The 18,614-nt window shown below is 28.4% G+C and carries 11 protein-coding genes and 1 other annotated feature; of the genes, 9 read left to right on the forward strand and 2 right to left on the reverse strand.

The window, feature by feature from the left end; all coding sequences use genetic code 11:
• Together ABDZ71_RS03425 and ABDZ71_RS03430 are read right to left on the reverse strand one after the other, a co-directional pair.
• Positions 1 to 3,500: discoidin domain-containing protein (locus ABDZ71_RS03425; RefSeq protein ID WP_343758885.1), on the reverse strand; the 3,500-nt coding region annotated here is incomplete at its 3' end.
• Positions 3,501 to 3,808: 308 nt separating this feature from the next.
• On the reverse strand, positions 3,809 to 7,951 hold the full coding sequence (locus tag ABDZ71_RS03430; protein WP_343758890.1) for a cell wall-binding repeat-containing protein: 4,143 nt from the start codon (positions 7,949 to 7,951) through the stop codon (positions 3,809 to 3,811).
• A gap of 269 nt (positions 7,952 to 8,220) precedes the next feature.
• On the opposite strand from ABDZ71_RS03430, the gene ABDZ71_RS03435 reads away from it, so the two are divergent.
• From ABDZ71_RS03435 to typA, 9 genes are all read left to right on the forward strand, one after another.
• Complete coding sequence (locus ABDZ71_RS03435; protein ID WP_343758891.1) at positions 8,221 to 8,736, forward strand: PRC-barrel domain-containing protein; 516 nt, start codon at positions 8,221 to 8,223, stop codon at positions 8,734 to 8,736.
• Entirely contained in the window at positions 8,729 to 9,772 is a 1,044-nt protein-coding gene (locus ABDZ71_RS03440) for an AI-2E family transporter (RefSeq protein ID WP_343758893.1), read from the forward strand. Before ABDZ71_RS03435 ends, ABDZ71_RS03440 begins: the two co-directional genes overlap by 8 nt.
• Positions 9,773 to 9,923: 151 nt before the next feature.
• Positions 9,924 to 10,099: a binding site (T-box leader), on the forward strand.
• Positions 10,100 to 10,154: 55 nt separating this feature from the next.
• Entirely contained in the window at positions 10,155 to 12,794 is a 2,640-nt protein-coding gene (gene alaS, locus ABDZ71_RS03445) for an alanine--tRNA ligase (RefSeq protein WP_343758895.1), read from the forward strand.
• Between the two features lie 114 nt (positions 12,795 to 12,908).
• Positions 12,909 to 13,160 (forward strand): IreB family regulatory phosphoprotein, encoded by a 252-nt coding sequence (locus ABDZ71_RS03450; RefSeq protein WP_343758897.1) that lies wholly within the window; start codon positions 12,909 to 12,911, stop codon positions 13,158 to 13,160.
• A 97-nt stretch (positions 13,161 to 13,257) separates the two neighbouring features.
• Positions 13,258 to 13,665, forward strand: a complete 408-nt coding sequence (gene ruvX / locus ABDZ71_RS03455; protein WP_343758899.1) for a Holliday junction resolvase RuvX — start codon at positions 13,258 to 13,260, stop codon at positions 13,663 to 13,665.
• Positions 13,666 to 13,690: 25 nt separating this feature from the next.
• A complete protein-coding gene (locus ABDZ71_RS03460; protein WP_343758901.1) occupies positions 13,691 to 13,948 on the forward strand; it encodes a DUF1292 domain-containing protein in 258 nt (85 codons plus the stop codon).
• Positions 13,949 to 14,040: 92 nt separating this feature from the next.
• Complete coding sequence (locus ABDZ71_RS03465; protein WP_343758903.1) at positions 14,041 to 14,493, forward strand: Fur family transcriptional regulator; 453 nt, start codon at positions 14,041 to 14,043, stop codon at positions 14,491 to 14,493.
• Positions 14,494 to 14,600: 107 nt separating this feature from the next.
• Entirely contained in the window at positions 14,601 to 16,379 is a 1,779-nt protein-coding gene (locus tag ABDZ71_RS03470; RefSeq protein WP_425544695.1) for a ribonuclease J, read from the forward strand.
• Positions 16,380 to 16,770: 391 nt separating this feature from the next.
• The gene (gene typA, locus ABDZ71_RS03475; RefSeq protein ID WP_343758905.1) at positions 16,771 to 18,600 is read left to right on the forward strand and encodes a translational GTPase TypA; all 1,830 of its coding nucleotides are present in this window, start codon (positions 16,771 to 16,773) and stop codon (positions 18,598 to 18,600) included.
• The last annotated feature ends 14 nt before the right edge of the window (positions 18,601 to 18,614 follow it).

Here is an 18,614-nt window from a genome sequence, read left to right on the forward strand (position 1 = left end):
ATTCCTAAAGCTTTAATACTATCTTCAGTTTCAGTTGTTACAACGCCAGTACCACCAACGATAGTTATTTTAGTGTCTTCTTTCATGTGAGATTTAATATAATCTAAAGTTTTAGTGTTATCTTCTTTGTTAGTTCCTACTAATAGAACAGGGGCATCATTTTTATTTGCAATTACACTTGATGTTATTTGATCTGCAAATGCAAAGGCATTTGTTACAACTATGTTTGATACTTTATCGCTATACATTTTGTTTGCTATAGAAGTTGCTGTATCAAATCTTGTTTGTCCTCCTAGTCTTATAGCATTTTCAACTTGAGATTCTTGGTTAGTTTGTCCATTTTCATTACCTTGATTCTCTGTTTCTTCTTTAACTTCATTTGTTTGTTTTTCTACTTCTGTAACTCTATTATTTAACTCTTCAATTGTATTTTTAAGAGTTTCTATTTCTTTATTAGCATTTGCTAAATCTTCTTTTGCTTCATTTAATTGATTAGTTGATTCAGCTAAATCATTTCTAAGCTCTTGAGCTTGTGTAGTTAAAGTATCTACTTGTTTCTTTGTATCTTCTTTTAATTTAGTAGTTTCTTCTTTTGCAGATTCTAATTCTGTAGTTGTTGATTCAAGTTGTGCTTTAGCAGCATCTAATAGTTTTTGTAGTTCTGCTATTTGGGCTTTATTAGCTTCAACCTGTTTTTCCATAACACCTGGTAAATATGTTTGAGCTTTATCTCCTACAACAGGCAAAATAGTTGTAATTCTTTCTTCATTTATTTCTTTAAAAAGGTTGATTTCAGAAGCACTTGCTAATTTATCGCTACTCCATGGGTTTTCTGAATCTAAACCAGTAAATTTGATAGCTTTTATAGTTTGAGGGTTATCTATAACTATATTTTTAGCTGTGTTATCGTTAGCTAAAGTTCCTGTTTTTACTTGGGTAAAATTAGTACCATCAGTACTTACTTCTAGTTTGTATTCAGTTATTGTTCCATTAGCCTGTGGAGCTTGTGTTCTTGGAACATATTGAAATTTATTAATTTCAGTAGGAGTATCTAAAGTAATAGTAATACTTTGAGGAAGTCTTCCAATAGCACCTAATTTTGAATCCCAATTTGATTCCCATATAGTGCTAGTATCTCCATCTAATAAGTTTGCAGCAACATCAGTTTTATAAGTACTTGTTGTTTCTGCTGTAAGAGTGTTTTGAGGTATAACTTGTTCTGTAATAGTTTCAGTTTTTTCGCTAGTTTCATAAGTTCTAGTAGGTTCAGCTTCTGGTTTTCCTTCTAAAATTAGAACATCAAATGGTTTTAATTTTATGTTTACAGGCTTACCAGCTGTAACTTCAAATGGTATTTTAATTCCATCTCTTTCTGTAAATAAGTAAGTCTTTGCTTCTCCTTCTGGAATGTTAAATACTTTTTGAGGATCTATTGTAAATGTTTTTTCACTGTTTGAAGGATTTCTTAAAGAAAGTATAGCTTTTTCTTTTGACCAAGAAGCAAATCCATAAACTTGTCCAGCGTCTGGAGAACCGCCTACCCATTGGTTATCTGAAAGTAGTGCAAAATTTTCTTGAGACCATTTTATATTTTTAGCAAGATTATCCCAAATAAAATCTTTATGTTCTTCTGTTAAAGCATCAATCTGATCTTTTTGGATATGAAGTTCTTGTAAAGATCCACCAAGAGCAAATAACATTTTCATATCATGTAATAAAGAATCTTTAACATACTGCTGATTAAGATCATTATTAAATTTATAATTTGCATGAGTTGAGTATGTAACGCCGTGAGTCATAAGTTCATTTATAGTCATATAAGGATTTTCAACTACATTATGCTGACGGATAGCATTATCTCTGTAGTTTATCCATTGTTCTCTATCTCGAATTCCAGGAGCTTCTGGATTGCCAGTTCCTTCTCCAGATATTCCTTGGTCTGCATTGTCTCTCCAAATAGAATCTGTATACCATAACCAATAAGGAGAAGCCCATGTACCAACGGTGCAGTATATAAATACATCAGGAGAATGTTCTCTTATTTCAAGTAAAAGAGTTAAAAGATTTTCATATTCTTTAAATGTAGAAGCATCTGGACCAGAACTTTGAAGCCCCCTACCTACACCATCAAATTTAAAGGAAGTTACACCTTGATTATCTATCATATCAAAAACTCTATCTTTAAATACTTTATAGTAATTTTCGTTTGAAAGTTTGAATCTATAGCCAACAGGACCAAGTTCTGGATTGGCATTAGCTCTATTAGCACTACCTGAGTATCCTCCGAAAGGAGACATCCAAACTCCTAATTGACCATCATGATTAGCTGCTGTTTCTTTAAGATTTTTAAATTCATTTGGAAGAGAATTATGATTAAAACTCCAAACAGGATTAGCATCAATGTTATCCCAACCGTCATCTATTTGGTAGGAATCAACTGTAACCCCTCTAGAACCTAATGCTTCTCCATACATATTTATAAAACCTGTTAATTGTTCTTCTGTAGGTTGTACAGTTTCACCTGGTCCTAGCTCAGGATGGTTTTGATCATAATCATTCATAGGGAATGTCCACCAAGAATTATACATAAGAAGAGGTCTTCTAAAATGTAATCTTTCTCTTTCTAAATAGTATCTAAAGGCTCTTTTAACTTGGTTAGTTGGAGAAACACCAATTCCTGTTGTGTATGTTCTAGATTTACCAGGAGTAAGTTCGTTCATACTTCCTATGTTTATAGAAACAGAAGTATCTTGTACATTAATTTTTGCTAAAGGAGATTCAAGTCCCATAAAAATATCCTTAGCAGTTACAGGAGAACCATCATCATTATTTACTTTAGCTAAATTTTGATTCTCTATACTTAAATCAAATAACTTATAATCTTTTATGTTTACAGCATTGTCTATAGCTTTGTATGTAAATTCTTGTCTAATGTTATTTGAGTTATTTCTTAATATAACATTCCAAGTTAATTCAAAATGAACTCCATTTTTGTTGTATTCAAATACAGTTTCTATTTTCTTTCCAGCATCTCTATCAGATAATCTTATGCCTTTAGGGGCTGCAGGAAGATTAATAAGTTTAGGAGCAGTTTTAATTGTCATATCACTAGCAGATATATGAGAATCATTTGAAAGAGTTAAATCAAATAATTTATTCATTGTGATATTGTAAGTTTCATTAGTTATTTTGTTTATTATAGAAGATATTTTAAAACTTGTACCATCTTTAACAAAGTTTACATTTAGTGCGTTGTTAAAGAGTTTAAAATCGTTTTCGTTAACTGTAGCATTAGCTTCTCCTGGTTGAACAGATCCTGGAAAGGAAATGTTAGATGGAGTAGCATGGTTTGTAGCAGTTGATGGTAATGACGTCGTTATAGGTGATGATGCAAAAACAGTACTTCTTAAAAATGGTATAGTTGGTGCAGCAGCTTGTAATAGCATACACATGGAAATGGAACAAACAACTTTTTTGTATGCTGATGATTTTTTTATCATAAATATTTTCCCCCTTTAAAATAAGAAATAAGTTATAATGATGTACGTACCAATATTATTTAAAAAAATCGGGTAAATAAACCATTACATAAATAATATTAAAAAAATTGTGAAAAGTCAATAAAATTTTTAAAAAAAGTTTAATTAATTTAAAAATAAAAACTAAAGTTTAAAGTATATTAAAAAATAAATAGGAATTATTAATTAGAAATAAAAAATTTTATTAATAAATAATTAAAACTATAGTAAATAAAAGCTGTTGATAAAATCAACAGCTTTTAAGATATATTTTACAATTAAAATAATTTTTATTTAGTTAAGTTTTTTAATAAGTCAGAAGATACAACACCTTCGCCACCAAATACAATTAAATTATTATATTTATGTGCATCTATTAATTGGTTTTGTTTTTCAGTGTTCATACCATTTTTAACTAACATAATAGGTGCTTTTTCTTTTGCTGCATATACACTTCCAACTAATGAATCAGGGAAATCAGTTCCTGATGCTATAGCAATTTTTGAACCTTCAACATTAAAGTGGTTTAATACTTGAAGATTTGTTTCATATCTATCTTGTCCACCTAGTCTTGTTACACTAGAGGATAATTCTTTTAAGGCATTAAATGTTGAATTTGATATAACACCTTCGCCACCTATAGCTAATATTTTAGAAGGAGCTATAGATTTTATATATTCACTAGCTTCTTTTGTAAGGCCAGATTCAGGAGCTAGTATTATAGGAGTTTTATCCATTCCTGCAATACTCATTACGCTAAGAGCATCTGCAAAACCTGTACCACTTGCAACAATTATTGGAGAGCCTTTAGAAACATTTAAGTTTTTAACAGTTTCAAGGTTAGATTTATATCTATCATCACCTGCAAGTCTTTCAATATTTTTGATTCCTAAAGATTTAATACTATCTTCAGTTTCAGTTGTTACAACGCCAGTACCACCAACGATAGTTACTTTAGTGTCCTCAGTCATATGAGATTTAATATAATCTAAAGTTTTTGTGTTATCTTCTTTGTTAGTTCCTACTAATAAAACAGGGGCATCATTTTTATTTGCAATTACACTTGATGTTATTTGATCTGCAAATGCAAAGGCGTTAGTTACAACTATGTTTGATACTTTATCGCTATACATTTTGTTTGCTATAGAAGTTGCTGTATCAAATCTTGTTTGTCCTCCTAGTCTTATAGCATTTTCAACTTGAGATTCTTGGTTAGTTTGTCCATTTTCATTACCTTGATTCTCTGTTTCTTCTTTAACTTCATTTGTTTGTTTTTCTACTTCTGTAACTCTATTATTTAACTCTTCAATTGTATTTTTAAGAGTTTCTATTTCTTTATTAGCATTTGCTAAATCTTCTTTTGCTTCATTTAATTGATTTGTTGATTCATCTAAATCATTTCTAAGCTCTTCAGTTTGTGTAGTTAAAGTATCTATTTGTTTCTTTGTATCTTCTTTTAATTTAGCAGTTTCTTCTTTTGCAGATTCTAATTCTGTAGTTGCTGATTCAAGTTGTGCTTTAGCAGCATCTAGTAGTTTTTGTAGTTCTGCTATTTTAGCTTTATTAGCTTCAACCTGTTTTTCTATAGCACCTGGTAAATATGTTTGAGGCGTATCTCCTACAATAGGCAAAATAGTTGTAGTTCTTTCTTCATTTATTTCTTTGAAAAGGTTGATTTCAGCACCACTTGCTAATTTATCGCTGCCATAAAAATTCGCTGAATCTAAACCAGTGAATTTAATAGCTTTTATAGTTTGAGGGTTATCTATAACTATATTTTTAGCAGTATTATCGTTAGCTAAAGTTCCTGTTTTTACTTGGGTAAAATTACTTCCATCAGTGCTTACTTCTAATCTATATTCAGTTATTGTGCCATTAGCTTGTGGAGCTTGCTTTCTTGGAACATATTGAAATTTATTAACTTCAGTAGGAGTATCTAAAGTAATAGTAATACTTTGAGGGATTCGTCCAACAGTACCTAATCGTGAATCATAATTTGATTCCCATATAGTTTCAGTATCTCCATCTAATAAGTTTGCGGCAACATCAGTTTTATAAGTACTTGTTGTTTCCGCTGTAAGAGTATTTTGAGGTATAACTTCTTCTGTAATAGTTTCAGTTTTTTCGCTAGTTTCATAAGTTCTAGTAGGTTCAGCTTCTGGCTTTCCTTCTAAAATTAGAACATCAAAGGGTTTTAATTTTATGTTTACAGGTTTACCGGCGGTAACTTCAAATGGTATTTTAATTCCATCTCTTTCTGTAAATAAGTAAGTTTTTCCTTCACCTTCTGGAATGTTAAATACTTTTTGAGGATCTATTGTAAATGTTTTTTCGCTGTTTGAAGGATTTCTTAAAGAAAGTATAACTTTTTCTTTTGACCATGAAGCAAATCCATAAACTTCACCTTTGTTAGGAGAACCTCCTACCCATTGGTTATCTGAAAGTAGGGCAAAGTTATCTTGGGACCATTTTATATTTTTAGCAAGATTGTCCCAAAGGAAGTTTTGGTTTTCTTCACTTAATCTATCTACTTGGTCTTTTTGAATATGAAGTTCTTGTAAAGATCCACCAAGAGCAAATAACATTTTCATATCATGCAATAAAGAGTCTTTAACATATTGCTTATTAAGATCATTGTTGAAAATATAATTACTATGTGCTGAAAATGCAACACCATGAGTCATAAGTTCATTTATAGTCATATAAGGGTTTTCATTTACATTATGAATACGAATAGAGTTATCTCTATAATTTATCCATTGTTCTCTATCGCTAAATCTATTACCAACTTTATCCCATTTATAGCCATCTTCTGCTGTTGCTATTTCTTCTTGTCTACCAGTGCCTTCACCGGATATCCCTTGGTCTTCTTCGTCACGCCAAACACTATCACAGTACCATAACCAATAAGGAGATGCCCAGGAACCAACAGTACAATATATAAATACATCTGGTTTATGTTCTCTCATTTTTATAAGAAGATCTAATAAATTTTCATATTCTTTAAGAGTTTCAGGATTATTTCCAGGGCCAGAAACTCTAAGTCCTACACCAACACCATCAAATTTAAAGGAAGTTACACCTTGCTCATCCATCATATTAAATACCCTATCTTTGAAAACTTTGTAATAGTTTTCATTAGAAAGCTTAAATTTACCTCCAACGGCGCCAAGCTCTGGATTTGCACCGGTTCTATGATTACGACCGGAATACCCACCAAAAGGAGACATCCATACACCTAATTGACCATTATGATTGTGAGCTGTTTCTTTAAGGTTTTTAAATTCATTTGGAAGAGAATTATGATTAAAGCTCCAAACAGGATTAGCATCAATGTTATCCCAACCATCATCTATTTGATAAGAATCAACTGTAACACCTCTAGAGCCTAAGTTATTTCCATACATATTTATATAATCTGTCAGTTCTTGTTCAGTAGGTTGAACAGTTTCACCAGGCTCTAAATTAGGATGATTTTGATCGTAATCATTATTTATAAATGTCCACCAAGAATTATACATAAGTAGAGGCCTTCTAAAATGGACTCTTTCTCTTTCTAAATAGTATCTAAAAGATCTTTTCATTTGATTTTCTGGAGAAACACCAATTCCTGTTGTAAAGGTTCTAGTTTTATCAGTAGTAAGTTCATTCATGCTGCCTATGTTTATAGAAAGGGAAGTATCTTGTACATTAATTTTTGCTAAAGGAGATTCAAGACCCATAAAAATATTATTAGCAGTTACAGGAGATCCATCATCATTATTTACTTTAGTTAAATTTTGATTTTCTATGTTTAAATCAAATAACTTATAATCTTTTATGTTTACAGCATTGTCTATAGCTTTGTATGTAAATTCTTGTCTAATATTATTTGAGTTATTTCTTAATATAACATTCCAAGTTAACTCAAAATGAACTCCATTTTTGTTATATTCAAATACAGTTTCTATTTTCTTTCCAAAATCTCTATCAGATAATCTTATTCCCTTTGAAGTAGCAGTAAGATCAATAAGTTTAGGAGGAGTTTTAATTGTCATATCACTAGCTGATATATGAGTATCATTTGAAAGTGTTAAATCAAATAATTTATTCATTGTGATATTGTAAGTTTCTTTAGTTAATTTGTTTTCTATAGATGATATTTTAAAGCTGTTACCGTTTTTAACAAAATCTACATTTAATGCCTTGTTAAAAAGTTTAAAATTGTTTTCGTTAACTGTAGCATTAGCTTCTCCAGGATGAATAGATCCAGGAAAGGAAATATTAGCAGGAGTAGTGTGGTTTGTAGCAGTTGATTCTAATGAAGCTGTTATAGGTGATGATGCAAAAACAGTACTTCTTAAAAATGGTATAGTTGGTGCAGTAGCTTGTAATAGCATACACATGGAAATGGAACAAACAACTTTTTTGTATGCGGATGATTTTTTTATCATAAATATATTCCCCCTTTAAAATAAGAAGTTAGTTATAATGATGTACGTACCAATATTGTTATAAAATAGACTATATAAACCATTACATTCATAATATTAAAAATATTGTGAAAAGTCAATATTTTTTTAAAAAAGTTTAATTGTTTTAAAATTATGTTTAAAATATATTGAATTTAAAAATAAGTTTAATAATATATATTTGAAAAGTAATTTTTTAAAAGAATTTGTGAAAGACTAATTATAAAATCATAAGAAAAGAGGAAACTTATATGTATAGAAGTAAATTTTTCTATTTAATGGATGTGTTTTCTGAAAAAGGTAGAAAAATAGGAACAGTAAAGGATATACTAATAGATTTAAATAATTATGAATTAAAAGGGTTTTCAGTAATTTCTAAAGGTTTTTGTTGCAATAATCATTCTTTGCTTTTAAAAGATATAGTTTATATTAATGACAACATGATAGTAGATATAAATAAATTTAAAAAAGAAGGTAGAGCTTTTTTAAAATTTAGCAAGATAAAGAATATGGATATATTTGATATGAAAAGTAAATACATAGGATATTTAGATGACATTATAATAGATGAAAAAAAATTTAATATTAAAGGAATAATAGTATCTACAGGTATTTTTAATGATTTTATACAAGGGAAAAGGATTATACCATCAGAAGATATAATTTTTGGAGAAGAAAATATACTTTATTTTAATAATAAATGCAATAATATTGATTTTAAAATAACTCTTAAAAATAATAAGGAAAAAATTAAAGGAAATGATTAATTTGATAAAAAATAATGATAAATTCTATAAATACATTAAATATTTTATTTTAGGTATTATACTTTTATTTTTATTATTTTTAATATTTAAATTAAGAATAATAAGAGAACTATTAAACTTGATTTTGATATCTTTTATTTTTTATTATATATTAAAACCTGTACATAAGTTTTTAAAAAGTAAGGGAATAAATAATAAAGTTTCAGCTTTAATGTTAATAATATTTTCTATAATTTTTGTAACTTTAGTTATAACATCCATAATACCATCTATATTTAAAGAAACTACAGGAATGAACAATTCAATAAAAAATATAGAAAATATTTTAGATGGTTTTTATAAACATATAAAGTTTCTAAAAAATAATAAGACTATGTATATATTATTAGATAAAATAAGTGCAAAATTTAATAGTGCTATGTTAGAAATTGGAACTAAATTTTTAGAATACATATTAAATTTAGGCAGTAACTTATTAGATTTTGCCGTTATACCAATAATATGTTATTATTTTTTATCAGATGAAAAATTTATAAAAAGGAATATTTTTAGAATTTTCCCTATAAAAATAAAAAAAATAGCAGAAAATATAGCTAAAGATATAGATAAAATTTTAGAAAAATATATTATAAGTCAAATATTTTTATGTGCACTTATAGGTATAGTAACTTTTTTAATACTTATAATGCTAAAAATTGAATTCCCTATAGTTTTGTCTTTATTTAATGCTTTTTTTAATATTGTTCCCTATTTTGGACCTATAATAGGTGCAATTCCAGCTGTTTTTATAGCTTTTATTAAATCTCCAAAGAGTGCACTTTGGACTCTTATTTTATTATATTTACTTCAACAAATAGAAGGAAATATAATTTGTCCTAAAGTTACGGGAGAAAGCATAGATATGCATCCTTTAACAGTAATACTTTTGCTAACTATAGGTGGAAAATTAAGTGGATTTGTTGGTATGATTTTAGCAATACCTGTAGGAGTTATTATAAAAGTAATCTATGAAGATTTGAATTATTATTTATTTTAACTTATTATTTATTTTTATATGTTAATGAAATAAGTGATAATCTAGTGTAAAATATAATAGTATAAATAAATTTCTTCTTAATATATGAGAAAAGAGCATATTATTGACATAAAAGATATTTTTATTTATAATTTGAACATAATTGTATATTCAATGAGCTATGATTAAAATTAGTAAATATAGTTTTCTATTCAGAGAAAAAGTGGGTGGTGAAAACTTTTTAGAAGACGTATTGAAGCTATTTAGGAGCTGTAAAAGTAATAAGAGTAAATACAGTTTTTGTATTTAAATTAGGGTGGTACCGCGAATAAAACTTTCGTCCCTTTATGGAATGAGAGTTTTTTTGTTGTCTAATTATATTTATTATAAGGGAGAGGATCGTATGGAAAAGATTGGGTTAAATAAAATAAGAGAAAGTTATTTGAAATTTTTTGAAAGCAAAAAACATTTAAGATTAGAAAGTTTTTCTTTAGTTCCTAAAAATGATAATAGTTTACTTTTGATAAATGCTGGTATGGCGCCTTTAAAACCATATTTTACAGGGCTTAAAACTCCGCCAAGTAAGAGGGTTACAACATGTCAAAAGTGTGTAAGAACTGGGGATATAGAAAATGTAGGGAAAACATCAAGACATGGTACTTTCTTTGAAATGTTAGGAAACTTTTCTTTTGGAGATTATTTTAAAGAAGAAATTATTCCCTGGGCTTGGGAATATATTACGGAAGTTTTAAAATTACCAAAGGATAAGATTTTTGTAACAATTTATTTAGATGATGATGAAGCTTATGATATATGGACTAAAAAAACAGATGTAGATCCTAAAAAAATATTTAGATTAGGTAAAGAAGATAATTTTTGGGAACATGGTCAAGGACCTTGTGGACCTTGTTCAGAAATGCACTATGATAGAGGGGCAGGAGAAATAAAGTCTTCAGAAGACTTTATTAAAGCTAGTGATGAAGATAAAATAGTAGAATTTTGGAATTTGGTATTTACACAATTTGATAGAGACGAAAATGGAAATTATAATAAGCTAGAAAATCCTAATATAGATACAGGAATGGGGCTTGAAAGAATAGCTACTATAATGCAGGATGTACATACTATATTTGAAGTAGATACTATAAAGAATATATTAGATAGAGTAAGTAATATGTGTGGTGCTAAATATGGAAAAGATAAAGGAAAAGATGTATCTTTAAGAATAGTTACAGATCACATAAGAAGTATAACATTTATGATAAGTGATGGAATATTACCATCTAATGAAGGTAGAGGATATGTTCTTAGAAGACTTTTAAGAAGAGCTGCAAGACATGGTAAAACTTTAGGAATGAACAAATCATTTTTATATGAGCTTACAGATACAGTTATAGAAAATTCATATGAAAATTATCCAGAACTAAAGGAGAAAAAAGATTATATTAAAAAAATAATAAAATTAGAAGAAGAAAGATTTGATGAAACTATAGATGCAGGTATGCAAATATTAAATGATTATATAGTTGAAATGGAAAAATCAAAATCTAAAATTCTTTCAGGGGAAAATGCATTTAAATTATATGATACATATGGATTCCCTGTTGAGCTTACAGAAGAGATATTAGAAGAAAAAGGTATAAAAGTTGATAAAGATGGATTTAATAAAGAAATGAAAAAGCAAAGAGAAAGAGCAAGATCTGCTAGAGAAGAAACCACTTATATGGGAAAAGAAGATACTGTTATAGATAAAATATCATTAGATATAAATACTAAATTTTGTGGATATAATAGTTTAGAAATGGATTCAAAAGTTAGTATAATTGTAAAAGATGAAAAATTTGTAGATACCTTAAAAAAAGGAGAAGAAGGAGTAATCTTAACAGAAAAGACACCATTTTATGCAGAAATGGGAGGTCAAGTAGGTGATACTGGAGTAATATATGGTGAAGGATTTAAATTAGAAGTTTTAGATTGTAAAAAAAATATTTCTGGTAAAATAATTCACTTTGTAAAAGTATTAGATGGAATTATTTCAAAAGATTCTAAAGTGACTTTAAAAGTAGATGAAGAAAGAAGAAATTCTATAGGAAAAAATCATACAGCAACTCATATATTACATGCTGCATTAAAAGTTGTTTTAGGAGATCATGTAAAACAATCAGGATCATATGTTAACGAGGAAAGATTAAGATTTGATTTTAGTCATTTTGAAGCTTTAAATGGAGAAGAACTAAAAAAAGTCGAAATATTAGTTAATAAAGAGATTATGAAAGCTAATAAAGTAAATACTAAAGTAATGGATGTAGATGAAGCTAAAGAAGAAGGTGCTATAGCTTTATTTGATAACAAATATAAGGACGAAGTTAGAGTTGTATCAGTAGGAGATTTTAGCAAAGAACTTTGTGGAGGTACTCATATAGCTAATGCTGGAGAGATAGGTCTATTTAAAATAATTTCAGAAACAGGTGTTGCTGCAGGAATTAGAAGAATAGAAGCTATTACAGGAATAAAATCTATAGAGTATATAGAAGAAAGAAATCTTTTAATAAAAAATATAAGTGATACATTAAAATGTAGTGATGGAGAGATTGAAGTTAAATTACAAAATCAAATATCAGAAATAAAAGAAAAAGATAAAATAATAAATGAATTAAAATCAAAATTAGCTAGTGGTTCAGAAGATGACATATTAAATAATACTAAAGAAATAAAAGGTATTAAAGTAACTTTTGGAAAAGTTAATGATGTAGATGGAAATGCATTAAGAGAATTAGGAGACAAGATAAGAAATAAAATTGGAGAAGGATTAGTGGTTTTAGGTAGCGAATGTAATGGTAAGGTGAATTTTGTGGCTATGGCTACAAAAGAGGCGGTATCTAAAGGCATCCATTGTGGTAAAATTATAAAAGAAGTTGCATCTATCGCAGGCGGCGGCGGTGGTGGAAGACCAGATATGGCTCAAGCTGGTGGTAAAAAACCAGAAAAAATAGAAGAAGCACTTAATACTGTAGAAAGTATTGTTGAAAGTTTAGTTAAATAGTATACTTTTTATTGAATATGATTTATAATATAAATATATTAAAAATATAAAATATTATAAAAGTTTAAAAGTATATATTATAATTTTATAGGATTGTATGGTGAGGTGATTATAATGTGTAAAGATGAAACAATACAGTTTGAACCAGCAGAAAATAAGCAAATTTTGACTAAAGAAATATTAACAAAAGTATATGATGCATTATTAAAGAAAGGATACAATCCAGTTAATCAGTTAGTAGGGTATTTGATTTCAGGAGATCCTACATATATAACTAATTATAATGGTGCTAGAGCTTTAGTAAGAAAACTAGAGAGGGACGAAATTTTAGAAGAAGTTTTAAAATCATATTTAGGTATAAATTAGATTTATAAATAAAAATGCCCTTATGAGGGCATTTTTATTTTAAATATGGAAAGAATAATCAAATGTGTATTTATATTATAAAATTAGGAGAGAAAAAATGAGAATATTAGGACTGGATATAGGAGATAGAACTATAGGTGTAGCAATAAGTGATCCATTAGGGTTTACAGCTCAGGGTATTACTACAATAAGAAGAAAAAAAGAAGAAATTGATTTAGATGAATTAAAAAAAATATGTGATAAATATGGAGTAGATACCATAGTATCAGGTCTTCCTAAAAACATGAACGGAACTTTAGGTCCACAAAGTCAGAAAGTAATAGATTTTTGTGAAAAAATCAAAGAACATATAAATATTCCTATAAAAATGTGGGATGAAAGATTAACAACAGTAGCAGCTACTAAAGCAATGCTTGAAGCAGATCTTTCTAGATCAAAAAGAAAAAAAATAGTGGATAAAATAGCAGCTACATACATACTTCAAGGATATTTAGATAGTATATAAAAGAAGATTAAGGAGAGAATAAGATATGGATAATAATGTAAATGTATTAACACTAAAAGACGAAAATGGAAAAGAAACAGAATTTGAAGTTTTAACTAAATTAGATATAGAAAACAAGGAATATGTTATAGTAGTTCCTAAAGATGAAGATGTAGATGAAGCTATAGCTTTAAGAATAGATAGTAGCGATTCTGGCGAAGAACTACTTTTACCAGTAGATGATGATAAAGAGTTTGCTATGGTTTCAGAGGCATATGAATTATTATTTCAAGAAAATAATTAATGTAAATATTTAAATTAATAAAGTTTATCAATTGACAATCAATTGATTACGTATTAAACTTAAAATAAAAAGTAGTGAAGGTGGCGAGTAATATGGTAGATTTCATTCAGGAAGAATTGGAAAAACTAAAAGAAGATTTAAAGATAAAAGGATATAAGCTTACTCCTCAAAGGAGAGCTATCATAAAAATGATAATAAAAAATGAAGGTACCCACCTAACTACAGAAGAATTATATGATTTAGTAAAGAAAGAATGCCCAGAAATAGGGCTTGCTACAGTATATAGGACAGTTCAGCTCCTAGATGATTTAGGGGTTATATATAAATTAGACTTAGATGATGGATGCAGTAGATATGAACTAGTAAGTAAGGGTGAAAATCATCAACATCACCACTTGATTTGCAGTGAGTGCGGGAAAGTTATAGAAGTTAAAGATGATTTTTTAGAGCCCTTAGAAAACAGTATAGAAAAAGAATATAATTTTAAAATAAGAAACCATAGTTTAAAGTTCTATGGTATCTGTGATGAGTGCCAGAAAAAATAAGGTTTATTACGAAAATACTAATAAGAAAAGGAGGGAAGAGATTGAAAAATGAAAATGAAAAAGAAAAAGTTATAGTAAAAAATAGATCTATGGTAAAAAATAGACCTATGGTAAAAAATAAAACTGTAGCAAAAGATAAAGCTAAAGTTAGAGAAAAAGCTATAGTGAAAGATAAAAGTAAAGCTATAGTAAAAGATAAAAATAGAGAAAAAGTTAAAGAGAAAGTAAAGGATAAAATAAAAATTATTCCACTAGGTGGATTAAATGAAATAGGTAAAAATTTAACTGCTATAGAATATAGAAATGATATAGTAGTTATAGATTGTGGTCTTAAATTCCCAGATGAAGATATGTTAGGAATAGATGTTGTAATACCAGATATAACTTATTTAAAGAAAAACAGAGATAAAGTAAAAGGAATATTTTTAACTCATGGTCATGAAGACCATATAGGGGCGCTACCATATGTACTAAAAGAAATAAATGTTCCTGTATATGGTACTAAACTTACATTAGGGATAGTAGAGACTAAATTAAAAGAACATGATTTGTTAGATGTAGTTAAATTAAATAGAGTAAAACCAAGGGATATAATAAGACTATCTAATGTTTCGGTAGAATTTATAAGAACTAGTCATAGTATTGCAGATTCTGTAGCTATAGCAGTTCATACTCCTTTAGGAGCAATTCTTCATACAGGAGATTTTAAAATAGATTATACTCCTATAGATGGATGTGTAGCAGATTTAGCTAGATTCAGTGAGATTGGTAAACGCGGAGTAATTTTGATGATGGCAGATAGTACTAACGTTGAGAGACCAGGATATACTATGTCTGAAAGTACTGTTGGAGAAGCCTTTCAAGATATTTTTGCTGGAGCTAAAGGAAGAATTATAGTAGCTACTTTTGCATCAAATGTTCATAGAATACAACAAATAGTTAGAGCTGCTGAAAAATATGGAAGAAAAGTAGCTGTTTCTGGAAGAAGTATGGAGAATATAGTTGAAGTAGCAATAAAACTTGGATATATAACTACAAAGAAAAAAGATATATTTATAAGCATTGATGCTATAAATAAATATCCAAATAATAAGATTGTTATAGCAACCACTGGAAGTCAAGGAGAGCCGATGTCAGCTCTTTCAAGAATGGCTGCTTCAGAACATAGAAAAGTTAATATAATTCCTGGAGATATGGTAGTTATATCAGCAAGTCCAATACCTGGAAACGAAAAATTAGTATCAAGAGTGATAAACCAATTATTTAAAAAAGGTGCAGAGGTAATATATGAAAAATTAGCAGATATACATGTTTCTGGCCATGCGTGTCAGGAAGAACTTAAACTTATGCATACATTAGTAAAACCTAAATTTTTTATGCCAGTTCATGGTGAATATAGACATTTAAAGCAACATGTAGAGCTTGCATGGAAATTAGGACTTCCTCATAATCATGCTATGATTTGTGATATAGGAGATGTCGTTGAAATAACAAGAAGTAGTATTAAAAAAGCGGGATCTGTTGTATCAGGTCAAGTCTTCGTAGATGGATTAGGAGTAGGAGATGTAGGTAATATTGTACTTAGAGATAGAAAGCATTTATCTCAAGACGGAATACTTACAGTTGTAGTTACAATAGAAAAAGCTTCAGGGTCTGTAGTAGCAGGACCAGATATAATATCTAGAGGTTTTGTATATGTTAGACAATCAGAGGATTTAATAGAAGAAGCTAAAGAATTAGTTAAAGAAGCTCTTCAAAAATGTGAAGAAAAACATATAACAGAATGGGCTACTATTAAGTCTAATATAAAGGATGTACTAAGAGGCTTCCTTTATGAAAGAACAAAAAGAAAACCAATGATATTACCTATAATAATGGAAATATAATTTAGATTTAAAGAACACTGATTGATTTTTTCAGTGTTCTTTTTTAATAAATTTATAGTATTGTTTAAAATTAATTTGTCTAGTAATATTAAAATAAATACTGAATATCTTTTTAAATAATAGATATACCTTGTTTTAAAATTATATTAATATGGGTAGAATGATTTAATGGAACATTAGATTTAGATTTAAATCAATAATAATATGTTACATAAGTTGACTTTTTACGAGTATAATATTAAAATAGTAAAGTGAGTTGAATTGGGTACTAGACGGTATCCAATTTTTTTAAGTAATTATTAATGAGTTTTAAATATTATTTATATGGAAAGTATCATGAAATCATATAAAATCATATAAATTTTTTAATTAAATAATTGGAGGCAATAATATGGAAAAATTCGTAAGAAATGATATAAGGAACGTGGCAATAATCGCCCATGTTGACCATGGAAAAACAACTTTAGTAGATGCCCTTTTAAAACAAAGCCATGTGTTTAGAGAAAATGAAAAAGTAGAAGAAAGAGTCATGGATTCTAATGACATAGAAAAAGAGAGAGGAATAACTATACTATCTAAAAATACAGCTGTTAACTATAACGGTGTAAAAATAAATATAGTGGATACTCCAGGACATGCGGATTTTGGTGGAGAAGTTGAACGTGTACTTAAAATGGTAGATAGTGTACTATTAGTAGTTGATGCTTATGAAGGTGCAATGCCTCAAACAAAATTTGTAACTAAGAAAGCTTTAGAACTTAACTTAAAGCCAATAGTTGTAATAAATAAAATAGATAGACCAGATGGAAGACCAGAAGAAGTTTTAGATGAAGTTTTTGATTTGTTTGTTGAATTAGGAGCTAATGATGATCAATTAGACTTCCCAGTAGTATATTGTTCTGCTAAAGAAGGATTTGCTAAAAAAGAGTTAGATGATGAAAAAGACAATATGGAAGATTTATTTGATGTTATAATTAAGAATGTAAAATCTCCAGAAGGATACTTAGATGAGCCACTTCAAATGTTAGTAACAACTGTAGATTATAATGAATATGTAGGTAAAATTGGTATAGGTAAAATAGAAAGAGGAGAAATAAAAAAGAATCAACAAGCAGCTTTAATAAGAAAAAATGGAGAAACAGAAAATGTTAAAATATCTTCATTATATGTATATAATGGATTAGCTAGAGAAGAAACAGAAACAGCTAAACTTGGTGATATAGTAGCAATAGCAGGTATACCAGATATAAATATTGGAGAAACTGTTGCAGATAGCAGTAATCCAGAAGCACTACCATTTGTTGAAATAGATGAACCAACATTAAGCATGTATTTTATGGTTAACAATTCACCTTTTGCAGGACAAGATGGTAAATATGTTACATCAAGACATTTAAGAGATAGACTTATGAAAGAATTAGAAACTGATGTAAGTTTAAGAGTTGAAGATACAGATTCTGCAGATTCTTTCAAAGTTAGTGGAAGAGGAGAACTTCATCTTTCTGTTTTAATAGAAAACATGAGAAGAGAAGGATATGAATTCCAAGTATCAAAACCTATGGTTATATTCAAAGAAGAAAATGGAAAGAAAATGGAGCCGATGGAAATATTAACTATAGATGTTCCAGAAGAATTCATGGGCGTAGTTATGGAAAAACTAGGACCAAGAAAAGCAGAAATGATAAATATGACTTCTGCTGTAAATGGTTATACTAGATTAGAATTTAAAGTTCCTGCTAGAGGTCTTATAGGATTTAGAAATGAATTTATGACTGATACAAAAGGAAATGGTATCATGAACCATGTATTTGAAGAATATGCACAATATAAAGGTGAAATACCAGAAAGAACAAGAGGATCTTTAGTTGTATTTGAACCAGGTGAATCTATAACATATGGATTATTTAATGCTCAAGAAAGAGGTAAACTATTTATAGGACCTGGAATACCTGTTTATGAAGGTATGATAGCAGGAGAATGCTCAAGAGCTAATGATATAGATGTTAATGTTTGTAAAAAGAAACATTTATCTAATACAAGATCATCAGGAGCAGATGAATCATTAAAATTAGTTCCAGTAGTTAAAATGTCATTGGAACAAAGTCTTGAATTTATAAATTCTGATGAATTAGTAGAGATTACTCCTAACAATATAAGAATGAGAAAGAAAATCTTAGATTCTGATTTAAGAAGAAAAGCTGCTAACAGAAAAAATAGATAGTTTTGCTTAAAAAC

The sequence above is a fragment of the Clostridium oceanicum genome, assembly GCF_039521385.1.
In the GTDB taxonomy this organism is placed as follows: Bacteria; Bacillota; Clostridia; order Clostridiales; family Clostridiaceae; genus Clostridium_F; species Clostridium_F oceanicum.